The sequence below is a fragment of the Streptomyces sp. NPDC050287 genome, assembly GCF_044459385.1.
Classification (GTDB): domain Bacteria; phylum Actinomycetota; class Actinomycetes; order Streptomycetales; family Streptomycetaceae; genus Streptomyces.
Map to the genome: position 1 here is coordinate 12,896 of NZ_JBITIY010000011.1, position 24,750 is coordinate 37,645.

The following is a 24,750-nucleotide window of genomic DNA, read 5'->3' on the forward strand; positions in this document are numbered from 1 at the left end:
CCCTGAGGGCGTGGGAGGTGCCCCCACTCGCCGCACCGGCCGAAGACCCAAGTACATCCAGTACGAGGGCCTCCGGCCGACACTTCCCCAGCCTTCGGCCGGGGGGACCCCAGAGCACGCACCGGACGCCGCTCCTTCACGGGCAAACGTTGCCTGCCGGCGCGCTAGCCCCGCAGCACCGCCCCGGTCCGCTCCCCGGCCACCGCCACCGCCGCGTCCCGGGCCGCCGAAGCCTCGTCGACGGTCAGCGTCCGGTCGGCCGCACGGAACCGCAGCGCGTACGCCAGCGACTTCTTGCCCTCGCCCAGCTGCTCGGGGTTCTCGTACACGTCGAACAGCCGGATCGCCTCCAGCAGTTCCCCAGCGCCGTCGCGCAGCGCGGCCTCCACATCGGCGTGCGGTACGAACCTGTCCACGACGAGGGCGACGTCCTGCGTGGCGACGGGGAACGTGGAGATGCCGGGCGCCCGCACGGTCGCGTCGCCCACCTCCTCCAGCGCGTCCAGGTCGAGCTCCATCGCACAGGTGCGCCCGGGCAGCCCCAGCGCCTTCAGCACGCGCGGATGCAACTCGCCCGCGTGCCCCACGATCCGCTCGCCACCGTCGGCGACGACCGCCAGCTCGGCACACCGGCCGGGGTGCCACGGCCCGTACTGCCCACCGCGGACGACCAGTTCGGCACCGGCTTCCCGGGCCACCGCACGCGCCGCCTGGACCGTGTCGGCCCAGTCGGCCGGACGGCCCTTGCCCCACCAGCCGGCCTGCTCGCGGGCGCCCGCGAGGACGACGGCGACATGGCGCGGCTGCGCGGGCAGTGCGGCGTCCAGCTCGGCGATCTCCTCGTCGGTCGGCCGCCGGTCCACCGGCAGAGCGGCGGCGACCCGCTGCTCCTCGCTCGGCTGGAAGACCAGGCCGGTCTCGAAGAGCGCCAGATCGTGCGAGCCCCGGCCGTCGTTGCGCCGCAGGGCGCCCAGCAGGCCCGGCAGCAGCGACGTACGGAGCGCGGGCTCCTCGTCGTTGAGCGGGTTGACCAGCTTGACGACCCGTCGGGCCGGGTCGTCGGCGGCCAGGCCGAGCTGGTCGAAGACCTGCTCGCTGACGAAGGGGTAGTTCGGCGCCTCGACATAGCCGGCACCGGCCAGCACCCGGCCGACCCGGCGGTGCAGCCGCTGCCGGTGGGTGAGGCCGCGGCCCGCCGGGGGCCTGGGCAGCGTGGAGGGCAGGTTCTCGTAGCCCTCCAGGCGGATGACCTCCTCCGCCAGGTCGTTCGCATCGCGCAGGTCGGGCCGCCAGGACGGCACGGTGACGACCAGCTCGTCCTGGCCGTACACGTCGCAGCCGACCTCCTGGAGGCGGCGTACGACGATTTCGCGGCCGTACACGACACCCGCGACCTTGTCCGGGTGGTCGGCGGGCACGGTGATGGTGTGCGGCGCGGACGGGGCGATGACCTCGGTGACACCGGCCTCGGCGGTGCCGCCGGCGAGCAGCACGAGCAGGTCGACGGTGCGCTGCGCGGCGGCGGAGGCGGCCTGCGGGTCCACCCCGCGCTCGAAGCGCCGGGACGCCTCGGAGGACAGCTTGTGACGGCGGGCGGTGCGCGCGATGGAGACCTGGTTGAAGTGCGCGGCCTCGATGACGACGTCGGTCGTCGCGTTCTCGAGGTCGGCGTGGTCCGCGATCTCGGTGTCGGCGCCGCCCATGACGCCGGCCAGGCCGATGGGGCCACGGTCGTCGGTGATCACCAGGTCCTCGGCGTGCAGCTTCCGCTCGACGCCGTCGAGGGTGACGATCTTCTCGCCCTCCTCGGCCCGGCGCACGCCGATGGTGCCCTGGACCAGCGTGCGGTCGTAGGCGTGCAGCGGCTGGCCGATTTCCATCATCACGTAGTTGGTGACGTCGACGGCGAGCGAGATCGGGCGCATGCCGACCTTCTGCAGGCGGCGCTGCAGCCAGATCGGGGAGCGCGCCTCGGGGCTCAGGCCGGTCACCGTGCGGGCGGTGAAGCGGTCGCAGCCGACCGGTTCCGTGACGCGGACCGGGTAGCCGTACGCGTTCGGGGCCGGGACGTCCAGGAGGGCCGGGTCGCTCAACGGCAGGCCGTAGGCGATGGCGGTCTCGCGGGCGACGCCGCGGATGGACAGGCAGTCGCCGCGGTTGGCGGTGACGGCGATGTCCAGGACCTCGTCGACCAGTTCCAGGAGCTCGATGGCGTCCTTGCCGACCTCGGTCTCCGGCGGCAGCACGATGATGCCCTTGGTGCCGTCGTCGCCCATGCCCAGCTCGTCGCTGGAGCAGATCATGCCGTGGGAGGTCTTGCCGTACGTCTTGCGCGCGGAGATGGAGAAGCCGCCGGGCAGCGTGGCGCCGGGCAGCACCACGACGACCTTGTCGCCGACGGCGAAGTTGCGGGCGCCGCAGACGATCTCCTGGGGCTCGCCGGTGCCGTTGGCCTGGCCGACGTCGACCGTGCAGAAGCGGATCGGCTTCTTGAAGCCCTCCAACTCCTCGATGGTCAGCACCTGGCCGACGACCAAGGGGCCCTTGAGGTCGGCACCGAGGTGCTCGACGGTCTCGACCTCGAGGCCGGCGGACACGAGCTTGGCCTGGACGTCTCGGCCGGTCTGCGTCGCCGGCAGGTCGACGTACTCCCGCAGCCAAGAAAGCGGGACCCGCATCAGATCTCCATCCCGAACGGCCGGGTGAACCGGACGTCACCCTCGACCATGTCTCGCATGTCTTCGACGTTGTGGCGGAACATCAGCATCCGCTCGATGCCGAACCCGAAGGCGAATCCGCTGTACTTCTCGGGGTCGACGCCGCAGGCGGTGAGCACCCGCGGGTTGACCATGCCGCAGCCGCCGAGCTCGATCCAGCCCTCGGACGAGCAGGTGCGGCAGGGCCGGTCCGGGTTGCCGACGGACTCGCCCCGGCAGACGTAGCAGACCATGTCCATCTCGGCGGACGGCTCGGTGAACGGGAAGAAGTTGGGCCGCAGCCGCGTCGTCATGCCCTCGCCGAACAGGGACTGGACCATGTGGTCCAGGGTGCCCTTGAGGTCGGCCATGGTCAGGCCCTCGTCCACGGCGAGCAGCTCGACCTGGTGGAAGACGGGCGTGTGGGTGGCGTCCAGCTCGTCGGTGCGGTAGACCCGGCCGGGGCAGATCACGTACACCGGCAGCTCGCGGTCGAGCAGCGAGCGGACCTGCACGGGCGAGGTGTGGGTGCGCAGCACGACGCCGGACTCGGTGCCGCCCTTCGGGCCCTGCACGAAGAAGGTGTCGGCCTCGCCGCGGGCGGGGTGGTCCGGGCCGATGTTCAGGGCGTCGAAGTTGAACCACTCGGCCTCGACCTGCGGGCCCTCGGCGACCTCGTAGCCCATGGCGACGAAGATGTCCTCGATGCGCTCCGAGAGGGTGGTCAGCGGGTGGCGGGCGCCGGCCGGTACGCGGTCGTACGGCAGTGTGACGTCCACCGCCTCCTCGACGAGCACCCGCTGGTCCCGCTCGGCCTCCAGCTCCACCTGGCGGGCGGCGAGGGCCTTGTTCACGGCGCCGCGGGCCTGACCGACGCGCTTGCCGGCCTCGGCCTTGGCATGCGGGGGCAGGGCGCCGATCTCGCGGTTGGCGAGGGCCAGCGGCGAGGTGCCGCCGGTGTGGGCGACCTTGGCCTCCTGGAGCGCGTCGAGGGAGTCCGCGGCGGCGAAGGCGGCGAGCGCCTCGTCCCGCATGCGCTCGATCTCTTCCGGTTTCAGGGCCTCGACCTCTACAGGGTCGTACGACTTGTTCGGTGCCGACATCTCTTCCCGTGCTTCCGATTGGCTGGCTGAAGGTCCCCGTCACCGACTCACTCAGAGGTCAGAGGGCCGTCCATGGGACACATGGGTGCCAAAGGCCGAGTCTAACGGGGTGAGGACTGACGAATGTGCCCGCGGGCCGCTCAGGTCAGGTAGGCCGGAGCGCTCACGGGCAACGAAAATCGGAACTCGGCGCCGCCACCGGGAGCGCGGCCGACCGTGATGGTGCCGCCGTGGGCCTCGACGATGCCCTTGACGATGTAGAGCCCGAGGCCGGTGCCGCCGCGCTTGCTGCCCCGCCAGAAGCGGGTGAAGACGCGGTTCATGGACTCCTCCGGGATGCCGGACCCCTCGTCGCTCACCGTGACCGACGTACCGGTGTCCTCGCCCTCGCGGGGGGACGCCGTGGACGTGATGTCAATCGTGACGGTTCCCTCGCCGTGCCGCACCGCATTTTCGAGCAGGTTGCTGAGCACCTGGTCGATCTTGTCGGGGTCGGCCCACAGGGCGGGCAGCGGCTGCTCGATGCGGAGCAGGAACCGGTCGGCGGGCAGGCCGGCGGCGACGTAGGACTGGATGTGGCGGCCGACGGCGGCGCCGATGTCGACGGGCTGGCGGCGCACCTCAAGGCGCCCGGAGTCGATGCGCGATATGTCCAGCAGCTCGGCGATGAGCCGGGTGACCCGGTCGGCGTCCGCGTCGACGGTCTCCAGCATCAGCCGCTTCTGGTCGTCCGTGAACCTCTCCCACTTGGCGAGGAGGGTCGCGGTGAAGCCCTTGACGGAGGTGAGGGGGGAACGCAACTCGTGGGCGACGGTGGCGATCAGCTCGGCGTGGCTGCGCTCGGTGCGGCGGCGGGCCTCGGTGTCGCGCAGCTGGACCACGACACGGCGGACGGGACCGGTGGGCTCGGTGCGGACGTACCGGGCGGAGACCAGGACTTCCCGGCCGCCGGGCAGCAGGAGGTTGCGTTCGGGCTGGCCGACCCGGATGGCGAGGCCGCCGTACGGGTCGGTCAGCTGCCACCAGCGGCGCCCCTCCAGGTCCTCTAACGGGAGAGCTTTGTCCAGCCGCTGCCCGAGGGCCTCGGCGGCGGGGACACCGGTGATGCGCTGGGCGGCGGCGTTGAAGCAGATCACGTGCCCGTGCTCGTCGGCGACGATCAGGCCGTCGGGCAGCTGGTCGGGGTCGATGCCGAGCTCGGCGAGATCACCGGGCCGGGGCGCGGGCGGTTGCCGCACATCCCGTGATCCCGGTGCGCTGCTCGTGCCGACGCTCATCCCCTTGCCCCACCTCTCAGACGGCCGCTCAGCCGGCGCAGTGGGCCTCCGAGCTGGTCACCTTACTAGCTCTCGGTGACGGTGCGGCACCCTCCGGAGGCGCGCTGTGCACGGGCCGACGCGTAGAGACATACGGCGGCCGCGGTCGCGAGGTTCAGGCTCTCGGCCTTCCCGTGGATCGGTACGCGCACCACGGCGTCCGCGAGCGCACGGGTCTCCTCCGGAAGCCCCCAGGCCTCGTTCCCGAACACCCAGGCGGTGGGGCCGCCCATGGTCCCCTTGTCGAGCTCGTCGTCGAGGTCGTGCGCCCCCGCACCGTCGGCGGCGAGGATCCGCACGCCGACGCTCTTCAGGCCCTCGACCGCCTCCTCCACGGCGACCCCGACGGCCACCGGCAGGTGGAACAGCGAGCCCACGGAGGCCCGTACGGCCTTGGGGTTGTACAGATCGACGGACGCGTCGGTCAGTACGACGGCCTCGGCACCGGCGGCGTCCGCGCACCGCAGCACGGTGCCGGCGTTGCCGGGATCCCGGACGTTCGCGAGGACGGCGACGAGCCGGGGACGGGCGGCGAGGATCTCCTCGAACGGGGTGTCCAGGAACCGGCAGATCCCGACCAGACCCTGCGGGGTGACGGTGGTCGAGACGTCGGCGATCACCTGCTCGTCGGCGAGGTGCACCCGGGCCCCGGCGGTGCGGGCCCGACCGATGATGTCGGCGTACCGCTCCGCGGCGTCCGGCGTGGCGAACAGGTCGACCAGCGTGTCCGTATGCCCCGCGGCCTCCCGCACGGCCTGCGGCCCCTCCGCGAGGAACAGCCGCTCCTTGCCCCGGAAGTTCCGCTTGGCCAGCCGCCTGGCGGCCAGGACGCGGGAGGAACGGGGGGAGATCAGCTCGGGGGTGGCGGGGACCATGCGACTCACCTTCGGTTACCGGTCAACACGACGGACCCGCGGGCAGCTGCCCACGGGTCCGTTCAGTCACGTCGGCGCACAGCCGGCGCGGTGACGCGCGGCGTCACGCAGCCTTGGGGGCGTTGACGTCGCTCGGCAGCGCCTTCTGGGCCACCTCGACCAGCGCGGCGAACGCACCGGCGTCGTTCACGGCCAGCTCGGCCAGGATCTTGCGGTCGACCTCGACGTTCGCGGCCTTGAGACCCTGGATGAAGCGGTTGTACGTGATGCCGTTCGCGCGGGCAGCGGCGTTGATGCGCTGGATCCACAGCTGACGGAAGTCACCCTTGCGCTTCTTGCGGTCGTTGTAGTTGTAGACCAGCGAGTGGGTGACCTGCTCCTTGGCCTTGCGGTACAGGCGCGAGCGCTGACCGCGGTAGCCGGAGGCCTGCTCGAGGATCGCCCGGCGCTTCTTGTGGGCGTTGACTGCCCGCTTGACGCGTGCCACTTGTTAACTCCTTGTAGCTGGGTCACGAGGGTGACCCGAGAACGGCTTGGTCCCGGTTATCGGCTGCGCCCTGCCCACGCAGGGCGCGCACTACATCCCGAGGAGCTTCTTGGCCTTGGCGGCGTCGCCCGGCGCCAGCTCGACGGTGCCGGCCAGGCGGCGGGTCAGCGTCGAGGGCTTGTGCTCCAGGTAGTGGCGGCGGCCGGCGCGCTGGCGCAGCACCTTGCCCGAGCCGGTCACCCGAAAGCGCTTCTTGGCACCGCTGTGCGTCTTGTTCTTCGGCATGGCGCCGTTCTCTCCTCGTCGGTGGCGCTCCGGTGCCCGGTCACGAAAACCGGGCACGGTGGAGCGTCGTACTTGAATCGGTTACATCCTGGGGACCTGCGTCCCCCGGGGTCACGCGTCGGCGGGAGCCTCGGCCTGAGCCTCGACCTCGTCCTCGGCGCCCTCGGACTCCGCGGCGTTCTGCGACTTGCCGGGGTTGGCCTTCGCCTCAGCCTTGCGGGCTTCCTGCGCCTGGCGAGCCTCGGCCATCGCCTCGGTCTTCTTCTTGTGCGGACCGAGAACCATGATCATGTTTCGGCCGTCCTGCTTCGGGTTCGACTCCACGAACCCGAGGTCGGCCACGTCCTCCGCGAGACGCTGCAGCAGTCGGTAGCCCAGCTCGGGCCGGGACTGCTCGCGACCACGGAACATGATCGTGATCTTGACCTTGTCGCCCTGCTTGAGGAACCGGACGACGTGACCCTTCTTGGTGTCATAGTCGTGCGGGTCGATCTTCGGCCGGAGCTTCATCTCCTTGATGACCGTGTGCGCCTGGTTCTTGCGCGCCTCACGGGCCTTCATGGCCGACTCGTACTTGAACTTCCCGTAGTCCATGAGCTTGCACACAGGCGGACGGGCGGTCGCCGCCACCTCGACCAGGTCCAGGTCGTACTCCTGCGCAAGCTCCAGTGCCTTGGCCAGTGGGACGATGCCCACCTGCTCGCCACTGGGACCGACAAGTCGCACCTCTGGAACGCGAATCCGGTCGTTGATGCGGGGCTCGGCGCTGATGGATCCTCCTCGGTTAGCACCACACGGCGGTCTGGCGGACAGCCGCGTTTGTCTCTTTTGACAGACCTAACCGCGCCGGAGCACAAAAAATGCCCCGGACGATCACAGGCGGGGCTCCAAAGCACTACCGGAGCACCGCCGCGATGATCGCGGGGCGCGCTTTCGGGCGACTCCATCGTCCGTACGGAACGATGGTGGCCGCCTGACCGGGGTGACCCGCCGTCCCGGAGGACGGTCAGGTGGGAGAATCGGAGCCTCCACTTGTAGGCCAGTCACACTTACACACATGCGTGTCCGGCCGGTCGTCACACAAGGTTAGCAGCAAGCCGGGGGTGGTGCGAACCGGCGAACACCGGGCCCTATCGTGTGGGCATGAGTGACACCCCTCCCCAGCCCCCCGAGTCCCCCGACTTCGACGCGATGACCCGCGACATCGCCGAGGTCCCCGCCGTCGAGGTGATCGTGACGGTCGCCGTCAACCTGATGAGCGCCGCCGCCGTGAAGCTCGGTCTGACGGAGGAGGGCGACACGTACAAGGACCTGGACGAGGCCCGCAAGCTGATCCACGCCCTCGCCGGCCTGCTGGACGGCAGCGCGACCGAGATCAGCTCCTTCCACGCGGCCCCGCTGCGGGACGGCCTGAAGTCGCTCCAGCTGGCCTTCCGGGAGGCGTCGCTCGTCCCGGACGAGCCGGGGCAGGGGCCGGGCGAGAAGTACACGGGGCCGATCTACGGCTGAATCCCCCGCCGTCTCGACCGCTTCAGCTTGATCCGCGTACGTACAAGGGCTCGCCCGGCGGCGTCGCCCCGGCCGGCAGCAGTGCCAGGTCGAGGCCGCGCACCAGGCGGGCCCTGAGCGTCTCGTCGGCGGCGAGGCGCCCGGCGACCCCGCGGGCGGCCTCGGCGGGAACCGCGGAGGCGTCCAGTACGAGGGCGAGGGTGCCGTCGGCCCGGCCGGGGCCGAGGTGGGCGCGGAGCACACCCGGCTCGGCGGCCACCGCGGTGCGTACGGCGTCGCGCACGGCCGGGTCGGCGAGCGGGTCGGCCGTCGTACGGCCCTCCGCGAGCGCGAGCAGCGCGGGTCCGGCCAGCTCGTAGGGCACGGGTCCGGCCAGGTCCAGCACGATCGTGTCCGCCTTCTCGTGCGCCGCCGCCTGCAGGGCCTGGTGCAGGGGTACGGCGACGGGGCGGGCCTCGGGGTCCCAGCGGGCCAGCGAGTCGGTGGACGTGAAGGCCGGGAGAGCGGTGCGACGGCCCGCCTTCAGCGTCGGTACGGCCATGTCGCTGGTCTTCTCGCGGCGCACACCGTTCTCGTCCTCCTCGACCTCGCCGAGCACGGCCACGACGGGCACCAGCAGCCGGGCGCCCTTGAGCGCCTGAAGCACCGGGCCCACGGCGGTACGGTCCTGCGCCCAGGCCGCGAGCGCCGCGCTGAGCCGGGGGTCGGCCGAGCCGTCGTCGTCGGAGAAGCCGGAGTCGGGAATGTTCTTGTTCGCCACGGTCACCGACCCTATCGGGGGGATGTTGCAGGGCTTGTGCGGGCCCGGAAACCTGACCGTGACCGCTTTCACGGCTTTCTCAGAATTCCCTGACACGCATCTAACGTCCGTCTAACGGACCGCACAGTCGCCGCGTCCAGCATCGCGGGCATGGAGTCTTCCACAGCCGCCCGAGGCAGAGCCGCACGAAGCACCCGCTCCCGCTCCCTGCTGCGGCGCCCGCTGCTCTCCGCCGCGCTCGCTTCCGTGGCGGTCGTGGGCGCCACGGCCGCGGGGACGGTGTACGTGAAGGCGAGGGCGGCGCGATCGGACGCGGGCACCGTAGCGTCGGCGGCGATGCCGTCGGCCTCGTCGACGGCTTCAGAATCGGCTTCGGCTTCAAAATCGGCTACGGCTTCGGCTTCGGCTTCGGTCTCGGTCTCGGTCTCGGTCTCGGAGAGTTCGAAGAGTGGGGAGGCGTCGGTGGAACCCGTCGCGGATCCGACGGTGGTGGACTACGACGCCCTGCTGGCCTCCGTCATGAAGGCGCTGGACGTGGAGGACACCGCGAAGCTGTCGGTAGCGGTGCTGGACCTGGACTCCGGTCGGAGCGCGAGGTACGGCGGCGGGGCGTTCGACACGGCGAGCATCGTCAAGGTGGACATCCTGGCGACGCTGTTGCTCCAGGCGCAGGACACGGGCACGCGTCTCACCGGGCGGGAGAAGTCGTACGCCACCGCGATGATCGAGAACAGCGACAACGCCTCCGCGTCGGCGCTGTGGCAGGACATCGGCGAGGCGGACGGGCTCGATGCCGCGAACGATCGGCTGGGGCTCACGGACACCGAGGGCGGCGACGGTGCGCTGTGGGGGCTGACGCAGACCACGGCGGCCGATCAACTCGTCCTGCTCCAGCAGGTGTTCGGGAACGACTCGGAGCTGAGCGAGGCCTCACGGGCGTATCTGCGGGGGCTGATGGGGCAGATAGCGGCGGACCAGCACTGGGGGGTGTCGGCGGCGGCCGACGGCTCCGCGTGGGCGCTGAAGAACGGCTGGCTGCCGCGCAGCACCACCCGGCTCTGGGACATCAACAGCATCGGGCGGGTGACCGTGGCCGGCCACGACTGTCTGGTGGCCACGCTGTCGAAGGGCAACTCGACGAAGGAGCGGGGGATTTCGCTGATCGAGGGGGCGGCGAAGGCGGCGGTGTCGGTGTTCCTGGGTGACGGGGCGTCCGCTTCGGCCTCCGCGTCCTCGGCGGCTACGGCGTCCTCGCTCCGGTGACCGGTCAGTGGCGGACCAGGCAGAAGGGGTGTCCCGCCGGGTCGGCGTAGACGCGCCAGCTCCGTCCGTCGGGGCCGGCGTCGAGCAGCGCCGCGCCCGCGGCCAGCACCTCCTGCTGCGCCCGGTCCAGGTCCGTGACACCGAAGTCCAGGTGGAACTGCTGGGGCCGGTCGGGATCCGGCCACCGCGGTGCCCGGTGGTCCGCCACCCGTTGGAAGGCGAGCACGAGGCCCGACGGGGCGTGCAGCGTGGACCAGCCCTCGCCGAGCGCCCACCGGCGGTCCGGCTGGTCGACGGTGCCGCCGAGCAGTGACCCGTAGAACCGGGCCAGCCGACCGGGATCGGCGCAGTCCAGCACCACGCACTGCAGGTCGGCGATCATGTCCAGCCGTCGTGGGTCTCGTAGCCGTCGTGGGGGCGGGGTACGCGGCGGCGACCGCGCCACAGGACGACCGCGCCGATCAGCAGGGCCCCGCCGGCGCCGCCCGCGAGGGGGGCCGCCCAGCCGGCGGGGCCGTCGTCCTCCTCGGCGGTGTCCGGGCCGGAGCCGAAGTACTTCTCGCCGTACGAGGCGGACCGCAGGCCCTCCGGCTTGATCCGCTTGGCCTCGTCGAGCGCGGCGGACGGGTCGATGAAGCCGAAGCCCCGGGAGTCGTCGCGGCCGCCGGCCGGTGAGTTGCGGGCGGTGTCCTCCAGGAGCTTCTTGATCTGGGCCGGAGTCAGGTCCGGGTGGACGGCCCTGATGAGCGCGACCGCGCCGGAGACGAAGGCGGAGGCCGCGCTGGTGCCCCAGCCGTCGTAGTACTTGTGGTCCGGGGCGGCGATGACGACCTTGTCGCCGGGGGCGCTGACGGTGGCGTACCAGCGGCGGGTGGAGAAGGAGGCCCGGGTACCGAAGCGGTCGACCGCAGTCGCGGCGATCACCCCCGGGTAAGCGGCCGGGTAGGAGATGTGGTCGCCCTTCTCCCCGCCGTTGCCGGCCGAGGCGACCACGACGGAGCCCTTCCCCAGGGCGTACTGGACGGCCTCGTCCTCGGCGGGTTCCGGGTGCGCGGAGGAGGAGTCGTCGCCGAGGGAGAGGTTGATGACGTCGGCGCCGTGGTCGGCGGCCCAGCGGATGCCGTCGGCGAGGGCGTTGCCGCGGGTGCTGCGGGCCTTGGCGCGGGCCGGGTCGTCGTCCTCCAGGATCACGCGGACGGGGAGGATCCTCGCCTCGGGGGCGATGCCCAGGACGCCGTCGGCGTTGCCGGGGCCGTGTCCGTGACCGGCGATGATGCCGGCCATCGCGGTGCCGTGGACGGCCCAGGCGCGGTCGCCTTCCTGCGCGCCGAAGCCGACCATGTCCTTGCCGGTGAGGACGTTGCCGGCCAGGTCGGGGTGGTCGGCCTCGACGCCGGTGTCCAGGACGGCGACGGTGACGCCCGCGCCTTTGGTGACGCGCCAGGCCTCCCGGGTGTGCATGGCGTCCAGGGCCCACTGCTGGGCGCGGATGCCGTCGGCGTGCGCGGCGGTGGGCGGTACCAGGGCGACCGAGGCGGCGAGGAGGACGCTCAGGAGGCCGGCCCGGCGGGCTGTGGCCCGCTGTCCGACACTGCTCATGAAGGCTTCTCCGTGGGCGAGTTGACGGTCTTGCGCAGGCCGCGTTCGACGCGGTCGGCGAGTCCCTGTGCCTCGTTGCCGAGGCCGGCCTGGGCGGGGGCCGTGGTGATGCCGGATTCCATGGCCTCCGCGGCGGGTTCCGGCTCGTCGACGGTGCGGCCGTCGGCCCAGCCGGAGACGGCGTACACGACGACGGGGGCGTCGGTGAGGACGGACACGGTCCAGGACGCCCGCTGCCCGGGGCCGAAGTCGGCGGCGACGGTGTTCCGCGCGGCGTACGGGCGGGGCATCAGGTCGGTGCGGCCGGCCAGGTTCTCGTCCTTGAAGCGCCGGGCGAGGGCGCTCATGGCGGCGGCGTCGCCCTTCGTGAACAGCAGGCCGACCGTGGTGACGTAGCTCTGGGTGGCGTCCGTGTACGTGGCGCGCAGGAGGCGCTCGCAGCCCACGGGGGCGAGGACCTTGCGCATCAGGGGATCGAAGGCGTCCGCGCAGCCGGTGTCCGGGGCGACGGCGATACGCGTCCAGGTGCGGTCGGCGCCACCGGGGCCGGCGCCCCGGCCCGCGAGGGTCGGCGGGAACAACTGGTCCACGGGTACGTTGTGCCACAGCCCTCCGGCCACGGTGAAGCTGTCCCGCGCCCCGGTGTCCCCGGGCTCTCCCACGAGCCAACTGCCGGTCACCGCCCCGCCGATCAGGCCGAGCCCGAGCACGACGCTCGCGGCCGCGGCGGCGACCCTCGGCCGGACCCACACCCCGATCACCCGTGGCCGCACCCGCTCGTCATACCCCTCGGGCTCCCCGAACGACACCACGGGCCGCGTGGAACCGAGGGCCGCGCCGGGCGTCATCGGAGCGCTCCAGGAGAGAGCGGGGTCCGGAGAGAGGCCGGGCGCATCGGAGCCGCGAGGGGGGTACGGCGGCTCGGCGGGCTGGGCGGGAGGTGTGCGGGTGTCGGGTGCGGAGTACGCAGAGGACTCCTGCGGACGGCTGCCGGGACCGGCGGGAGCCGGGGGTGCGGCGGGCATGGAGGGCATGCGTGAGCTGCTCGCCGTGCTGGAGGTGGGATCGGGGCGGCCCGCGGCTTCACGAGTGGGGCGCGGCGGGAAGTCCGGCCGGGCGGGCGGGAGAGGGACGCTCCGCCGAGCGCCGGGTAGCGGGTCGGTCCCGCCGGAACCGGCGCCGCGATCGGGTGCGGCCTCCGAGCGGCCACCGCTCGGCGCACCCGCGGAGCCGGCGCCCGGCCGCTGCGGCTCGCCGGCCGGCGCGGACGGACCTGACTGCGAACGCGAACCCGGGCCGCCGGTTGAAGCCGCCGAGCCGTACGAATCGGACGGAGCGGAACCCTGCCGCCGCGGTTCGCGGGTGGGTTCGGACGAGGCTGCCTGCGGGCGCGACGCCGGGCCAACGGGTGAAGCCGCCGAGCCGTACGACTCGATGTGCGCGGAGTCTCGGCCGGCTCCGGACCACGCGGAGCCCGCGCGGGGTCCCGGCTGCTCCGACGTCCGGTCCGCGGGGACCGGGCCGAGCCGGAACGTCGTCTCCGACGCGTTTTCGGCGGGCGCGGAGGTACGGAGGGGCGGTATCGGAGGCCGATGGCTCGGGCGGGGCGGTATCCGGTCGGACGCCGGGACCCCCGTACCCGACAAAGGCGGCAGAGCTCCTCCGGCCTCAGGCCTCGTACGGGGCCGGGGCGGCACGCGCCCCGGCGCGGACACTTCGGCACCCGCCGACGGTGCCGCGGGACCCTGCGCGGACGCCTCCGCACTCGACCGCGGCGGTACGACACCCCGCCCCGACGTCACGTCTCCCGTCCGGGGCGGCACGCTGCCCGGCGCCATCGGTCCGGCACCCGGCCGTGGCGGTACGGAACCCAAAGCCGCCGGGTCGGCAGTCGGCCGCGGCGGTACGGAGCCCGGCGCGGCCGGCCTCGCGTTCGACCGTGGAGGCAAGGGGTCGAAGACGGAGGGCTCGTCGTCCGAACGCGGAGAAGCCGAACCCGGCGCGGTCGGTCCGTTGCCCGGACGTGGCGGCGGTGTGTCCGGGAACCGGGCCGATGCCTTCGGCGGGGGCGGCGTGGAGATGGAGCCGTTGGTCCCGAAGGACGGGGCCCTCAGGCCGGGGAAGCGGGCGCCGAAGCTCTGGAAGGACGGCGTACGGCCGACCTCGTCACCGTCGGACTCGCGGCCAAGGCGACGGGCCGGCGCACCGGACGACGAACCCGGAGACGAACCAGAACCAGAACCGGCTTCGGTCCCAGAACCGGAACCGCTCCCACCGCCCGGCACCGGACCAACCCCCGAAACACCCCGGCCCACCGGCATCGAACCCACACCGACACCGGCGCCCGAACCGCTCTCGGACCCGCTCCCGCCTGCTCGTGCCGGGCCGCTCTCCTGGCCCCCCGCCGCAGGCGGTTCCGGCGGGTGCGGGGGAACCGGGGCGCGCCTCGCCTCCGTGCTCATGCACCCCCCGTTTCCTCGTGCCCGGGCCGTCTCCTCGTACGCGGGCCAGTGTCACCGTCGGCCCGGCCCGGCGTGGACCACGCCGTCCGGGCACGCATACCCGCGCGGGCGGACCGCCATCCCGGTGCGGCCGTGCGGCCGGGGACGGGACGGTCCTCCGTGCGTGCGCGTCACTCTACGGGTTGTCCCCGGGCGCACGGGAACCAGTCCGCGAGCCCGGGGCATCTGCCCGGAACGTCCCCCTACCCTGCGGTAATCCTGTCTGGCAGGCTGCGTCCATGACTGCGCGCGCCGCCGACCGGGCCCGTTACGACCGGGCCACCGCCCATCTCGACGCCCCCCTCGCGATCGTGGACCTGGACGCCTTCGACGCGAACGCGGACGATCTCGTCCGTCGTGCCGGCGGCAAGCCGATCCGCCTCGCCAGCAAGTCCGTACGCTGCCGGGCCATGCTGGAACGCGTGCTGGCACGGGACGGCTTCGCGGGCATCATGTCCTTCACCCTCGCCGAGTCCCTCTGGCTGGCCCGGAGCGGATTCGACGACGTCCTGCTCGCCTACCCGTCCGCCGACCGCGCCGGATTCGCCGAGCTGGCGGCAGATCCCAAGCTCGCCGCCGCCGTGACCGTGATGGTCGACGACCCGGCGCAGCTCAGGCTGATCGACGAGGCCCGCGACGGCGGACGCGAAGTCATCCGGGTCTGCCTGGAGTTGGACACCTCCCTGAAGCTGCTCGGGGGCCGCGTGCGGGTCGGGGCCCGCCGCTCACCGCTGCACTCCCCCGCGCGGGTCGCCGACATGGCCCGTGCCGTGGCCCGGCGGCCGGGGTTCAAGGTCGTCGGCATCATGGCGTACGAGGGGCACATCGCCGGTGTCGGGGACGCCGTCGCCGGGCGGCCGCTGCGGTCGCGTGCCGTGCGGCTGATGCAGGCCACCGCCCGCCGGGAACTGGCCGAGCGGCGGGCCGCGGTGGTGCGGGCGGTGCGGGCCGTGGTGCCGGACCTGGAGTTCGTCAACGGCGGCGGCACGGGCAGTGTGCAGCACACCGCCGCGGAGGACGCGGTCACCGAGATAGGCGCCGGGTCGGGCCTGTACGTCCCGCGGCTGTTCGACAACTACACGTCCTTCAGCGGGCGTCCGGCGGCCCTGTTCGCCCAGCCCGTCGTGCGGCGGCCGGGGGTCGGGGTGGTGACCGTCCTCGGCGGCGGTTATCCCGCCTCCGGCGCGGCCGGGCCCGACCGGCTGCCGGTGCCGTACCTTCCGGAAGGTCTGAAGTACGACCCCCAGGAGGGGCCCGGCGAGGTGCAGACCCCGCTGCTCGGCTCCCCCGCCGACGACCTGCTCCTCGGCGACAAGGTGTGGTTCCGGCACGCGAAGGCCGGTGAGCTGTGCGAGCGGTTCGACGCCCTGCACCTGATCGAGGGCGACACGGTGACGGCGACCGTCCCGACGTACCGCGGGGAGGGCCACACCTTCCTCTAGCCCAGCGCTCTCGCTCGGCGCTTCAGCTCAGAAGCTCGGCGGCTCAGCTCGTCGGGCCGATGCTGCTGCCCACTCCCCCGCCCGTGTCCGCGTCGCCGACCGCCCGGATTCCCTTGGTGACGCGGTCCATGTCGGCGAGCGGGGGTCCGTCCGGGCCCGCGTCGAAGACGAACCGTACGAGGACCGGCGACTCGCTGCCGACGCTGGACGGGAACACCAGGGACTGCACATAGCCGCCGGGGCCCTTGGCCGTCGTAACCCGCCAGCGCACGAAGTACCCGGCCCGGCCCGCCACCGCGACCTGCCCGGACCCGACGCTCCGGTGGGACTCGATCCCGCCGTAGGGGCGCTGGCCGAGGGAGTCGCGGTCGTAGGCGTCGTCGGCCGCCTTGGAGATGTCGGCCTTGGCGAGGGCCTCGGGGGACCGTTCGTCGGTCTCGGTGACCGTGCGCGAGGAGACCAGGCCGTGGCGGCAGATGCCGACGCCGGCGGGGCAGTCGTAGGTCCCGTCGTCGGTCATCATGACGACGTCGTCCGAGGAGACGTTCTCGGGCCTGGTCCAGCCCTCCGGCAGCGGCAGAGTGATGCCGTTGAGCTGGTCCACCACGACGGCCGGTTCGTCGGCGGACGGCGTCGGTGAGGGACTGTCCGGCGCTGTCTCCGCCGTCTGTGCCGACCCGGAGGAGGGAGCCGGCAGGGTGGGCGCGGTGTTCGCGTTCGTGTCGCCGCCGTCGCTGTCGCCGTCGCGCAGGACGAACGCGCCCGTGACGATCGAGGCGACCAGGACGAGCCCGGCGGCGCCCAGAGCGACGGCCTTCGCCCGCCCGGAAGCCCCGCCCGAAGCCCCGCCGACGGCCCCGGCGACCGGGCCGCCGACAGCGTGCGGCGCCCCCGGAGGCCCGAGGGCCTCCGGGCCGTGTCGGTGGTCGGTCCACGAGGTCCCGTCCCACCAGCGCTGCAGATGCGGGGCCGAGGGGTCGGGGTACCAGCCGGGCGGAGGCGTCGTGCTCATCCCGGCACTGTAGGACGGGCCCTACAGCGGTGTGACGTAAGCCCCCGAGATCCCGCCGTCCACCAGGAAGTCGGAGGCGTTGACGAAGGAGGAGTCGTCGCTGGCCAGGAAGGCGACGGCGGCGGCGATCTCCTCGGCCTCGGCGAACCGGCCGAGCGGGATGTGCACGAGCCGGCGGGCGGCCCGCTCGGGGTCCTTGGCGAACAGCTCCTGGAGGAGGGGGGTGTTGACGGGGCCCGGGCACAGGGCGTTGACCCTGATGCCCTCCCGCGCGAACTGCACGCCCAGTTCCCGGGACATGGCGAGGACACCGCCCTTGGACGCGGTGTACGAGATCTGCGAGGTCGCCGCGCCCATCCGGGCCACGAAGGACGCGGTGTTGATGATGGAGCCCTTGCCCTGCCGCCGCATGTAGGGGATCGCGGCCTTGCAGCACAGGTAGACGGAGGTCAGGTTGACCTCCTGGACGCGCTTCCAGGCCTCCAGGCCGGTCTCCAGAATGGAGTCGTCGTCGGGCGGGGAGATGCCGGCGTTGTTGAAGGCGATGTCGACGCTGCCGTAGGTGTCGTACGCCGTCCGGAACAGCGCCTCGACCTGCTCGGGGTCGGTGACGTCGACCTTCACGAACGTTCCGCCGACCTCCTCGGCGGCGGCCTTGCCGCGGGTCTCGTCGACGTCGCCGCAGACGACGTGCGCGCCCTCGGAGGCGAGCCGGCGGGTGGTGGCGAGGCCGATGCCGCTGCCGGCTCCGGTGATGACGGCGGTGCGGCCGACCAGGCGGCGGCAGATGATGTCGTCGGATGCGGTCACTGTGCGGGGCCTTCCGTGCTGATGAAGACGTTCTTGGTCTCGGTGAAGGCGGTCAGGGCGTCCGGGCCGAGTTCGCGGCCGATGCCGGACTGTTTGAAGCCGCCGAAGGGGGTCCAGTAGCGCACGCTGGAGTGCGAGTTGACGGACAGGTTGCCCGCCCTGACCGCCTGGGAGACGCGCAGGGCGCGGCCGATGTCCCGGGTCCAGATGGAGCCGGCCAGGCCGTAGTCGGTGGCGTTGGCGAGCCGGACGGCGTCCGCCTCGTCGTCGAAGGGCAGGACGACCGCGACCGGGCCGAAGACCTCCTCGACGGCCACCCGCGCGTGCGGGTCGACGCCGGTGAGGACGGTGGGCGGGAACCAGAAGCCCGGACCTTCGGGGGCCTTGCCGCGGATGCCGTCGGCGTCCGACGCGACGTACGAACGCACGCGCTCCAGTTGGACCTTGGAGATCAGCGGGCCCATGTCCGTCGTCTCGTCGGCCGGGTCGCCGACGCGGACGGCTTCGATCGCCGGGGTCAGGAGGTCGAGGAACCGGTCGTAGGCGCTGCGCTGGACCAGGATCCGGGTGCGGGCGCAGCAGTCCTGGCCGGAGTTGTCCAGGAAGGACATCGGGGCGGCTGCGGCGGCGGCTTCGAGGTCGGCGTCGGCGAAGACGATGTTGGGGCTCTTGCCGCCGAGTTCGAGGGTGACGCGCTTGAGGAGCGCCGAGCCCTTCGCCAACACCTGTTTGCCCACGGCTGTCGACCCGGTGAAGACGATCTTGGCGACGCCCGGATGCTCGACGAGCGCGTTGCCCGCGACGGGCCCGTGTCCGGGCAGCACCTGGAACAGCCCCTCGGGCAGGCCTGCCTCCAGGGCCAGTTCGGCCAGGCGCAGGGCGGTCAGGGGGGTCGTCTCGGCGGGCTTGAGGATGACCGCGTTGCCGGCCGCGAGCGCCGGGGCGGTGCCCCAGGCCGCGATCGGCATCGGGAAGTTCCAGGGCGCGATGACGCCGACGACGCCCAGCGGTTCGAGGATCGTGACGTCGAGGCCGCCGGCCACCGGGATCTGCCGTCCCGTCAGCCGCTCCACTCCGCCGGCCGCGTAGTCCAGCAGGTCACGGACGTTGCCGGCTTCCCAGCGGGCATTGCCGACGGTGTGGCCGGCCTCGCGGACCTCCAGCCGCGCGAGTTCCTCGACGTGTTCGTCCACGGCGACGGCGAACCGGCGCAGCAGCCGGGCCCGCTCGCCGGGTGCGAGGGCGGCCCACCGGACCTGCGCCTGCGTGGCGCGTACGACGGCCTCGTCGACGTCGGCCGCGGTGGCGGCCCGGACGGTGGCGACGACCTCTTCGTTCGCGGGGTTCAGTACCTGGAGTTCGTGCTCGTGGGACAAGACGGACCTCACATGCGTTCGAAGGAGCGGCGCAGCTCCCAGTCGGTCACCGCGGCGTCGAAGGCGTCCAGTTCGACGCGGGCCATGTTGCGGTAGTGCGCGACGACCTCGTCACCGAAGGCGGCCTTGGCGATCGGGCTGTTCTCCCAGAGCTCGGCGGCCTCACGGAGCGTGCCGGGGACATGCGCGTAGTCGGCGGTGTAGGCGTTGCCCACGCAGGCGTCCGGGAGTTCCAGCTTCTGCTCGATGCCGTACAGGCCGGCCGCCACCAGCCCGGCCACCGCGAGGTGCGGGTTGACGTCGCCGCCGGGCAGCCGGTTCTCGAAGCGCAGGGAGCGGCCGTGGCCGACCACCCGGAGGGCGCAGGTGCGGTTGTCGTAGCCCCAGGCGACGGCGGTCGGGGCGAAGGAGCCCGGCTGGAAACGCTTGTAGGAGTTGATGTTGGGGGCGTACAGGAGCGAGAAGTCCCGCAGCGCGGCCAGCTGTCCGGCGAGGAAGTACCGCATGACCTCCGACATGCCGCCCTCGTCCTGGGAGGAGCCCGCCATGGCGTTGTCGCCGGCCGCGTCCGTGAGCGAGAGGTGGATGTGACAGGAGTTGCCCTCGCGCTCGTTGTACTTGGCCATGAAGGTGAGCGAGACGCCCTCCTGGGCGGCGATCTCCTTGGCCCCGGTCTTGTAGACGGCGTGCTGGTCGCAGGTGACCAGGGCCTCGTCGTAGCGGAAGACGATCTCGTGCTGGCCGGGGTTGCACTCGCCCTTGGCGGACTCGACGGTGAGGCCGGCGGCGGCCATGTCGTTGCGGATGCGGCGCAGCAGGGGCTCGACGCGGCCGGTCCCGAGCACCGAGTAGTCGACGTTGTACTGGTTGACCGGGGTCAGCCCGCGGTAGTTGGCGTCCCACGCCTGCTCGTAGCTGTCCTTGAAGACGATGAACTCGAGCTCCGTGCCGACCTGGGCGGCGAAGCCGTGTTCGGCGAGGCGTTCCAGCTGGCGCCGCAGGATCTGGCGGGGGGCGGCGACGACCGGGGAGCCGTCGTTCCAGGCGAGGTCGGCGATGAGCATGGCCGTACCGGCGTTCCAGGGGACGCGGCGCAGGGTGGACAGGTCCGGGTGCATGGCGAAGTCGCCGTACCCCCGGTCCCAGGAGGACATGGCATAGCCCTCGACGGTGTTCATCTCGGTGTCGACGGCGAGGAGGTAGTTGCAGCCCTCGGTGCCGTGGTGGAGGACCTCGTCGAGGAAGAAACGGGCGGCGAACCGCTTGCCCTGGAGCCGCCCTTGCATATCGGGGAAGGCCAGGACGACAGTGTCGATCTCACCGCCGGCGACGAGGGTGTGCAGCTCCTCGACGCTCAGCGGGGGTGTGCGGTCTGCCACGGAACGCTCCTTCGGCTTCTTCGCGCTTTTTCGGCCGGGCCGGAAGCCATAAGGTATTGCCGAGAACCATTGCTTGGGAAGGGGGCACGGCCATATGTCGCTGCAGGCTGACGGCGGCCCGGACGACCCGTTGACGCCCGTGCTGCGGGCGGTGCGGGCGGGCAACGGTTTCGAGGAGGCGCTGGAGCAGATCCTCCAGGTGGTCCGGCTCGGCCTGGTGCCGGGCGGCGAACGGCTGCCCGCGGAGCGGGAGCTGGCGGAGCGGCTCGGGATCAGCCGGGTGACCCTGCGCGAGGTGCTGAAGGTGCTCCAGGACCAGGGACTGGTCGAGTCGCGGCGCGGCCGGTACGGCGGAACGTTCGTCCTGCCGCGTACGGACGCCCGCGGCGAGGACGAGCTGCGGCGGCGGATCGCCGCGGTCGACATCGAGGACGTCCTGCGTTTCCGGGAGGTGCTGGAGGTGGGCGCGGCGGGTCTGTGCGCCACGCACGGGCTCTCGGCGGACCAGGCACACCGGCTGCGCGAGGCGCTGGCCGCGACGCAGGACGCCCCGCTGACCGAGTACCGCCGCCTGGACACCCTGCTCCACCTCACCCTCGCCGAACTGTGCGGCTCACCCACGCTGACCGCGCGGTACGCGGCGGTACGGGCCTCGGTGAACGACCTCCTGGACTGCATCCCGCTCCTGGTGCGCAACCTGGAGCACTCCCAGCGCCAGCACACCGCACTGGTCGAGGCGGTCCTCGACGGGGACGCGGACGGGGCGCGGGAGATGATGCGGGAGCACTGCGCGGGGACGGCGGCGCTGCTGCGGGGATTCCTGGCCTGAGCCGGCAACCCACGGTTCGAAAAGGTATGACAGCAGTCCATTGAGGGATCGGAGGGGCACATGTCGCGCAGGCCGCTGATCGGTGTCAGTACGTATCTGGAGACCGGCACGCGCTGGGGCGGGTGGGAGCTGGAGGCCGCCCTGCTGCCCGCCGGGTACCCGCGGCTCGTACAGCGCGCGGGCGGGCTGGCCGCGATGCTCCCGCCGGACGCCCCGGAGCACGCCGCGGCGACCGTCGCCCGCCTGGACGGCCTGGTGATCGCGGGCGGCCCGGACGTCGAACCGGCCCGCTACGGCGCCGAGCGCGCCCCCCGCACCGGACCGCCCGCCCCCGCCCGGGACGCCTGGGAACTCGCGCTGATCGACGCGGCCCTGGCCGCACGGGTCCCGCTGCTGGGCATCTGCCGGGGCATGCAGCTGCTGAACGTCGCCCTGGGCGGCACGCTCGTCCAGCACATCGACGGGCACGCGGAGGTGCCCGGGGTCTTCGGGCGGCACCCGGTCAAGCCCGTGCCGGGGACGTCGTACGCCGAGGTCGTTCCGGAGGAGACCTCGGTGCCCACCTTCCACCACCAGTCGGTCGACCGTCTCGGCGCGGGCCTGATCGTCTCGGCGTACGCGGAGGACGGGACGGCGGAGGCGGTCGAGCTGCCCGGCCCGCACTGGGTGCTGGGCGTGCAGTGGCATCCGGAGATGGGCGAGGACGTGCGGGTGATGGGGGCGCTGGTGGAGGCCGCGTCCTTGTAGAGACGTGGGCGGCACCGGCCAGACGTCCGGAACGGGAGCACGGCGGCGGGCATCGGCCAGGCATCCCGAACGAAAGCACGGGAGCGGGCAGAGGCCAGGGCCCCTGAACGAAAGCACGGGAGCCGGCACACGCCAGGCACCCCGAACGGAACCACGGGAGCCGGCACACGCCAGGCACCCCGAACGGAAGCACCCGGCTGACGGCCCGCCTACCCGCGCGTCAGCGACAGCAGCTCCCGGGCCGGCCCCACCGGCCGGTGCCCCGTCGGCCACACCGCCCGTAGGTCCCGGGCCAGTGAGACCCCCTCCACCGGCACGCTCACCAGCCGCCGCATCGCCAGCTCCTCCCGCACGGCCAGTTCGCTGAGCACCGCCGGCCCGGCCCCGCTCACCGCCGCCGCCTTCACCGCCGTGGTGGACGACAGCTCGATCAGGGGCCGTGCCAGGCCGCCCAGGGCCGTGTCGAGGACCTGACGCGTGCCCGAGCCCTTCTCGCGCAGGATCAGGGGGGTCGCGGCCAGTTCGGAGGCCTCCAGGGGACGGCGACGCCGCGCCCACGGGTGCCCCGGCGCCGTCACCACGATCAGACGGTCGTGGGCGATGACCACGGAGTCCAGCCCGGTGGGGACACTGAGCCCCTCCACGAACCCCAGGTCCGCCTCGTCCGACAGCAGCCGCTCGGCCACCGCCGCCGAGTTGCCGGCTAGCAGCGACACCGCGGTGTCCGGCCGCTGGGCGCGCAGCGCGAGCAGCCAGCCCGGCAGCAGGTACTCGGCGATGGTCATGCTCGCCGCCACCCGGAGCCGGGAGTCGCGGCGGTCCCGCAGGGCCTGCGCCCCCACGTCGAATGACTCCGCCGCCTCCACGATCCGCCGGGCCCAGTCGGTGACCAGCGCCCCGGCGTCGGTGAGCCGGGAGCCGCGGGGCGAGCGGTCCACCAGGGCCACCCCCAGCTGGCGTTCCATCGAGCGGACCCGGCTGCTCGCGGCGGGCTGGGTGATCCCCAGCTCACGCGCCGCCTGGCCCAGACTTCCGAGCCGCGCCACCGCCAGCAGCAGCTCCAGCGCACCGAGATCCGGCACCCGGTGCGCCAGCGAGCCGCTCACCCCGAACCGGGATTTGTCCTGTTCCCCATCGCCGCTCATAAAGACAGCTTATGCCTTCATAGAAACAAACTCCCTGGTCGCGGTCCCCGCCGACCGGCGAGACCGTGGACACATGCTCACCGGGGCCGAGGCACTGGCCCGGCACACCGGGCTGCCCGCCTACGACGGGATCGCGGTCGTGCTGTACGCCGGTCTCGTCGCCGCCTGGGGCACCGCCGCCGTGTGCACCGCGCGCGGCCTGCTCAGCGGAGAGCTGCTCGCAGAGCCTCACCGAGCAGCCGTGGCGCCTCGGCCAGCGAGGGCCCGTACCACGTCAGGTGCCGTCCGCTGACCAGAGCGCAGGGCAGGCCGGGGAAGGCCTCCGGGCCGTCGTCGGAGGTGAAGCGGTAGGGCTCGTCCGGGAGGACCACCACGTCGGGGGCGGCGGCCCGCAGTTCCTCGACGGGGATGCGCGGATACCGCTCGGCGTGTCCCGTGTACAGGTGGTCGACGCCCAGGCGGGCCAGGACGTCGCCCGCGAAGGTGTCCCGGCCCAGGACCATCCAGGGCCGGCGCCAGATCGGTACGACCGCTGTCGTACGGCGCTCCGGCGGCCGTAGCGCCGACCAGGTTTCCTCGGCCTCGTCCAGCCAGCGCGGGCGGGTCCTCGCCCCGCAGGCCTCAAGCACCCTCTGGAGTTCCCGGAAGGCCTGCGGTACGTCGCGCACTTCCGTCACCAGCACCTCGACGCCCGCCTCGCGCAGGGCCGCGAGGTCGGGGGCCCGGTTCTCCTCCTCGTTGGCGATCACCAGGTCCGGGGCGAGGGCGACGATCCGGTCGAGCTTGGGGTTCTTGGTGCCGCCGACCCGCAGGACGTCGAGATCCGCCGGATGAGTGCACCAGTCCGTGGCGCCGACCAGTGTGCCCGTGCCGGCCACGGCCTCCGTGAGGGACGGCACCAGGGAGACGACTCGCACTACCGCTGCCGGTCCTGGACGGCTTCGACGTGTTCGGCCACCGCGACGACGATCACCCGCGTGTCGCCCACCGTGGCCCGCCAGCGGTGGCGCACGCCGCCGGTGAGGTACAGGGTGTCGCCGCGGCCCAGCCGGTAGGCGCGGCCCTCCGCCTCGATCTCCACGGCGCCGTCGGCGACGTACATCAACTGGTCGTTGCGGTACTGGAATTCACGGCCCGCGTCGTGGTCGCCGGTGAACTCCGAGGCGTGCATCTGATGGTGACCGCGCACCAGGGAACGCACCTGCGGCGCGAGCAGTGGCTCGCCGTCCTCGGCGCGGACCACGTCGACGCTGCACGCCGGGTCGGCGGCGGCGAGGAGTTCCACGGCGGTGGTGCGCAGGGCGTCGGCGACTTTTTCCAGGGAGCTCTGGCTGGGGCGCGCGCGTTCGTTCTCGATCTGGCTGAGGAAGGGGACCGACAGGCCGCTGCGTTCGGCCACGACGGCGAGGGTGAGCTCCAGGGCACGGCGGCGGCGCCGCACGGCCGCGCCCACCCGAAGGGGCTGTTCTTTGTGGTCGCCCATCGCTCCGGCTCCCTCCTTCGCTCGTCGGCCGGCTGTCGCTGTCCGTTGTTCCGTGTGCCCCGCTTTCGGGCTCACCGCTCCTGAGGAGTTGTCTGCACCCTACGCATGTTCGGCAAACCGTTTCATGCGGCCG

General features: G+C 72.7%; 22 protein-coding genes and 1 pseudogene. 5 read left to right on the forward strand and 18 right to left on the reverse strand.

Annotation, left to right across the window (positions count from 1 at the left end):
• Positions 1-164: 164 nt before the first annotated feature.
• The 7 genes and pseudogenes from pheT to infC all read right to left on the reverse strand — a co-directional run bounded on the left by pheT (position 165) and on the right by infC (position 7,558).
• Positions 165-2,678, reverse strand: coding sequence for a phenylalanine--tRNA ligase subunit beta (gene pheT, locus ACIBK3_RS32775; protein ID WP_399371080.1), 2,514 nt, complete (start codon positions 2,676-2,678; stop codon positions 165-167).
• Positions 2,678-3,799 carry a phenylalanine--tRNA ligase subunit alpha gene (gene pheS, locus ACIBK3_RS32780; RefSeq protein WP_399371081.1) on the reverse strand — a complete coding sequence of 374 codons (1,122 nt, stop codon included), beginning with the start codon at positions 3,797-3,799 and terminating at the stop codon, positions 2,678-2,680. Before pheS ends, pheT begins: the two co-directional genes overlap by 1 nt.
• Positions 3,800-3,939: 140 nt before the next feature.
• Complete coding sequence (locus tag ACIBK3_RS32785) at positions 3,940-5,076, reverse strand: ATP-binding protein (RefSeq protein ID WP_399371083.1); 1,137 nt, start codon at positions 5,074-5,076, stop codon at positions 3,940-3,942.
• Positions 5,077-5,141: 65 nt separating this feature from the next.
• Positions 5,142-5,990: a TrmH family RNA methyltransferase gene (locus ACIBK3_RS32790; RefSeq protein ID WP_399371084.1), complete on the reverse strand. Its 849-nt coding sequence runs from the start codon at positions 5,988-5,990 to the stop codon at positions 5,142-5,144.
• A 103-nt stretch (positions 5,991-6,093) separates the two neighbouring features.
• Entirely contained in the window at positions 6,094-6,477 is a 384-nt protein-coding gene (rplT, locus tag ACIBK3_RS32795; protein ID WP_004002577.1) for a 50S ribosomal protein L20, read from the reverse strand.
• 90 nt (positions 6,478-6,567) lie between these two features.
• The gene (gene rpmI, locus ACIBK3_RS32800) at positions 6,568-6,762 is read right to left on the reverse strand and encodes a 50S ribosomal protein L35 (protein WP_362444478.1); all 195 of its coding nucleotides are present in this window, start codon (positions 6,760-6,762) and stop codon (positions 6,568-6,570) included.
• A gap of 111 nt (positions 6,763-6,873) precedes the next feature.
• A pseudogene (infC, locus tag ACIBK3_RS32805) lies at positions 6,874-7,558 on the reverse strand (translation initiation factor IF-3).
• 347 nt (positions 7,559-7,905) lie between these two features.
• On the opposite strand from infC, the gene ACIBK3_RS32810 reads away from it, so the two are divergent.
• Entirely contained in the window at positions 7,906-8,271 is a 366-nt protein-coding gene (locus tag ACIBK3_RS32810; protein WP_399371086.1) for a DUF1844 domain-containing protein, read from the forward strand.
• 22 nt (positions 8,272-8,293) lie between these two features.
• On the opposite strand, the gene ACIBK3_RS32815 is transcribed toward ACIBK3_RS32810, so the two are convergent.
• Entirely contained in the window at positions 8,294-9,031 is a 738-nt protein-coding gene (locus tag ACIBK3_RS32815; RefSeq protein ID WP_399371087.1) for an SseB family protein, read from the reverse strand.
• 150 nt (positions 9,032-9,181) lie between these two features.
• On the opposite strand from ACIBK3_RS32815, the gene ACIBK3_RS32820 reads away from it, so the two are divergent.
• On the forward strand, positions 9,182-10,294 hold the full coding sequence (locus ACIBK3_RS32820; protein ID WP_399371088.1) for a serine hydrolase: 1,113 nt from the start codon (positions 9,182-9,184) through the stop codon (positions 10,292-10,294).
• A 4-nt stretch (positions 10,295-10,298) separates the two neighbouring features.
• On the opposite strand, the gene ACIBK3_RS32825 is transcribed toward ACIBK3_RS32820, so the two are convergent.
• The 3 genes from ACIBK3_RS32825 to ACIBK3_RS32835 are packed head-to-tail and all read right to left on the reverse strand — an operon-like array spanning position 10,299 to position 12,741.
• A complete protein-coding gene (locus ACIBK3_RS32825; protein ID WP_399371089.1) occupies positions 10,299-10,676 on the reverse strand; it encodes a VOC family protein in 378 nt (125 codons plus the stop codon).
• Positions 10,673-11,893 (reverse strand): type VII secretion-associated serine protease mycosin, encoded by a 1,221-nt coding sequence (gene mycP / locus ACIBK3_RS32830; RefSeq protein ID WP_399371090.1) that lies wholly within the window; start codon positions 11,891-11,893, stop codon positions 10,673-10,675. Before mycP ends, ACIBK3_RS32825 begins: the two co-directional genes overlap by 4 nt.
• Entirely contained in the window at positions 11,890-12,741 is an 852-nt protein-coding gene (locus tag ACIBK3_RS32835) for a hypothetical protein (protein WP_399371091.1), read from the reverse strand. The genes mycP and ACIBK3_RS32835 overlap by 4 nt, the downstream gene beginning before the upstream one ends.
• Positions 12,742-14,633: 1,892 nt before the next feature.
• On the opposite strand from ACIBK3_RS32835, the gene ACIBK3_RS32840 reads away from it, so the two are divergent.
• Positions 14,634-15,836, forward strand: a complete 1,203-nt coding sequence (locus ACIBK3_RS32840) for an amino acid deaminase/aldolase (RefSeq protein ID WP_399371092.1) — start codon at positions 14,634-14,636, stop codon at positions 15,834-15,836.
• 43 nt (positions 15,837-15,879) lie between these two features.
• Here the strand turns inward: ACIBK3_RS32840 and ACIBK3_RS32845 are convergent, their stop codons facing one another.
• Genes ACIBK3_RS32845 through ACIBK3_RS32860 form a run of 4 tightly spaced genes read right to left on the reverse strand, consistent with a single transcriptional unit; the run spans position 15,880 to position 20,413 of the window.
• A complete protein-coding gene (locus ACIBK3_RS32845) occupies positions 15,880-16,848 on the reverse strand; it encodes a DUF2510 domain-containing protein (protein WP_399371093.1) in 969 nt (322 codons plus the stop codon).
• 21 nt (positions 16,849-16,869) lie between these two features.
• The gene (locus tag ACIBK3_RS32850) at positions 16,870-17,658 is read right to left on the reverse strand and encodes a 3-oxoacyl-ACP reductase (protein WP_399371094.1); all 789 of its coding nucleotides are present in this window, start codon (positions 17,656-17,658) and stop codon (positions 16,870-16,872) included.
• Positions 17,655-19,034 carry an aldehyde dehydrogenase family protein gene (locus ACIBK3_RS32855; RefSeq protein ID WP_399371095.1) on the reverse strand — a complete coding sequence of 460 codons (1,380 nt, stop codon included), beginning with the start codon at positions 19,032-19,034 and terminating at the stop codon, positions 17,655-17,657. Before ACIBK3_RS32855 ends, ACIBK3_RS32850 begins: the two co-directional genes overlap by 4 nt.
• 8 nt (positions 19,035-19,042) lie before the next feature.
• Positions 19,043-20,413 carry a glutamine synthetase family protein gene (locus tag ACIBK3_RS32860; RefSeq protein WP_399371096.1) on the reverse strand — a complete coding sequence of 457 codons (1,371 nt, stop codon included), beginning with the start codon at positions 20,411-20,413 and terminating at the stop codon, positions 19,043-19,045.
• A 94-nt stretch (positions 20,414-20,507) separates the two neighbouring features.
• On the opposite strand from ACIBK3_RS32860, the gene ACIBK3_RS32865 reads away from it, so the two are divergent.
• Positions 20,508-21,242, forward strand: coding sequence for a FadR/GntR family transcriptional regulator (locus ACIBK3_RS32865; protein ID WP_399371097.1), 735 nt, complete (start codon positions 20,508-20,510; stop codon positions 21,240-21,242).
• Positions 21,243-21,302: 60 nt separating this feature from the next.
• A complete protein-coding gene (locus ACIBK3_RS32870) occupies positions 21,303-21,989 on the forward strand; it encodes a gamma-glutamyl-gamma-aminobutyrate hydrolase family protein (protein ID WP_399371098.1) in 687 nt (228 codons plus the stop codon).
• 209 nt (positions 21,990-22,198) lie between these two features.
• Here the strand turns inward: ACIBK3_RS32870 and ACIBK3_RS32875 are convergent, their stop codons facing one another.
• The 3 genes from ACIBK3_RS32875 to ACIBK3_RS32885 all read right to left on the reverse strand — a co-directional run bounded on the left by ACIBK3_RS32875 (position 22,199) and on the right by ACIBK3_RS32885 (position 24,617).
• Positions 22,199-23,134: a LysR family transcriptional regulator gene (locus ACIBK3_RS32875; protein WP_399371099.1), complete on the reverse strand. Its 936-nt coding sequence runs from the start codon at positions 23,132-23,134 to the stop codon at positions 22,199-22,201.
• Positions 23,135-23,337: 203 nt separating this feature from the next.
• Entirely contained in the window at positions 23,338-24,051 is a 714-nt protein-coding gene (locus ACIBK3_RS32880; RefSeq protein ID WP_399371100.1) for a helical backbone metal receptor, read from the reverse strand.
• Complete coding sequence (locus ACIBK3_RS32885; RefSeq protein WP_399371101.1) at positions 24,051-24,617, reverse strand: helix-turn-helix domain-containing protein; 567 nt, start codon at positions 24,615-24,617, stop codon at positions 24,051-24,053. The genes ACIBK3_RS32880 and ACIBK3_RS32885 overlap by 1 nt, the downstream gene beginning before the upstream one ends.
• Positions 24,618-24,750 lie beyond the last annotated feature (133 nt).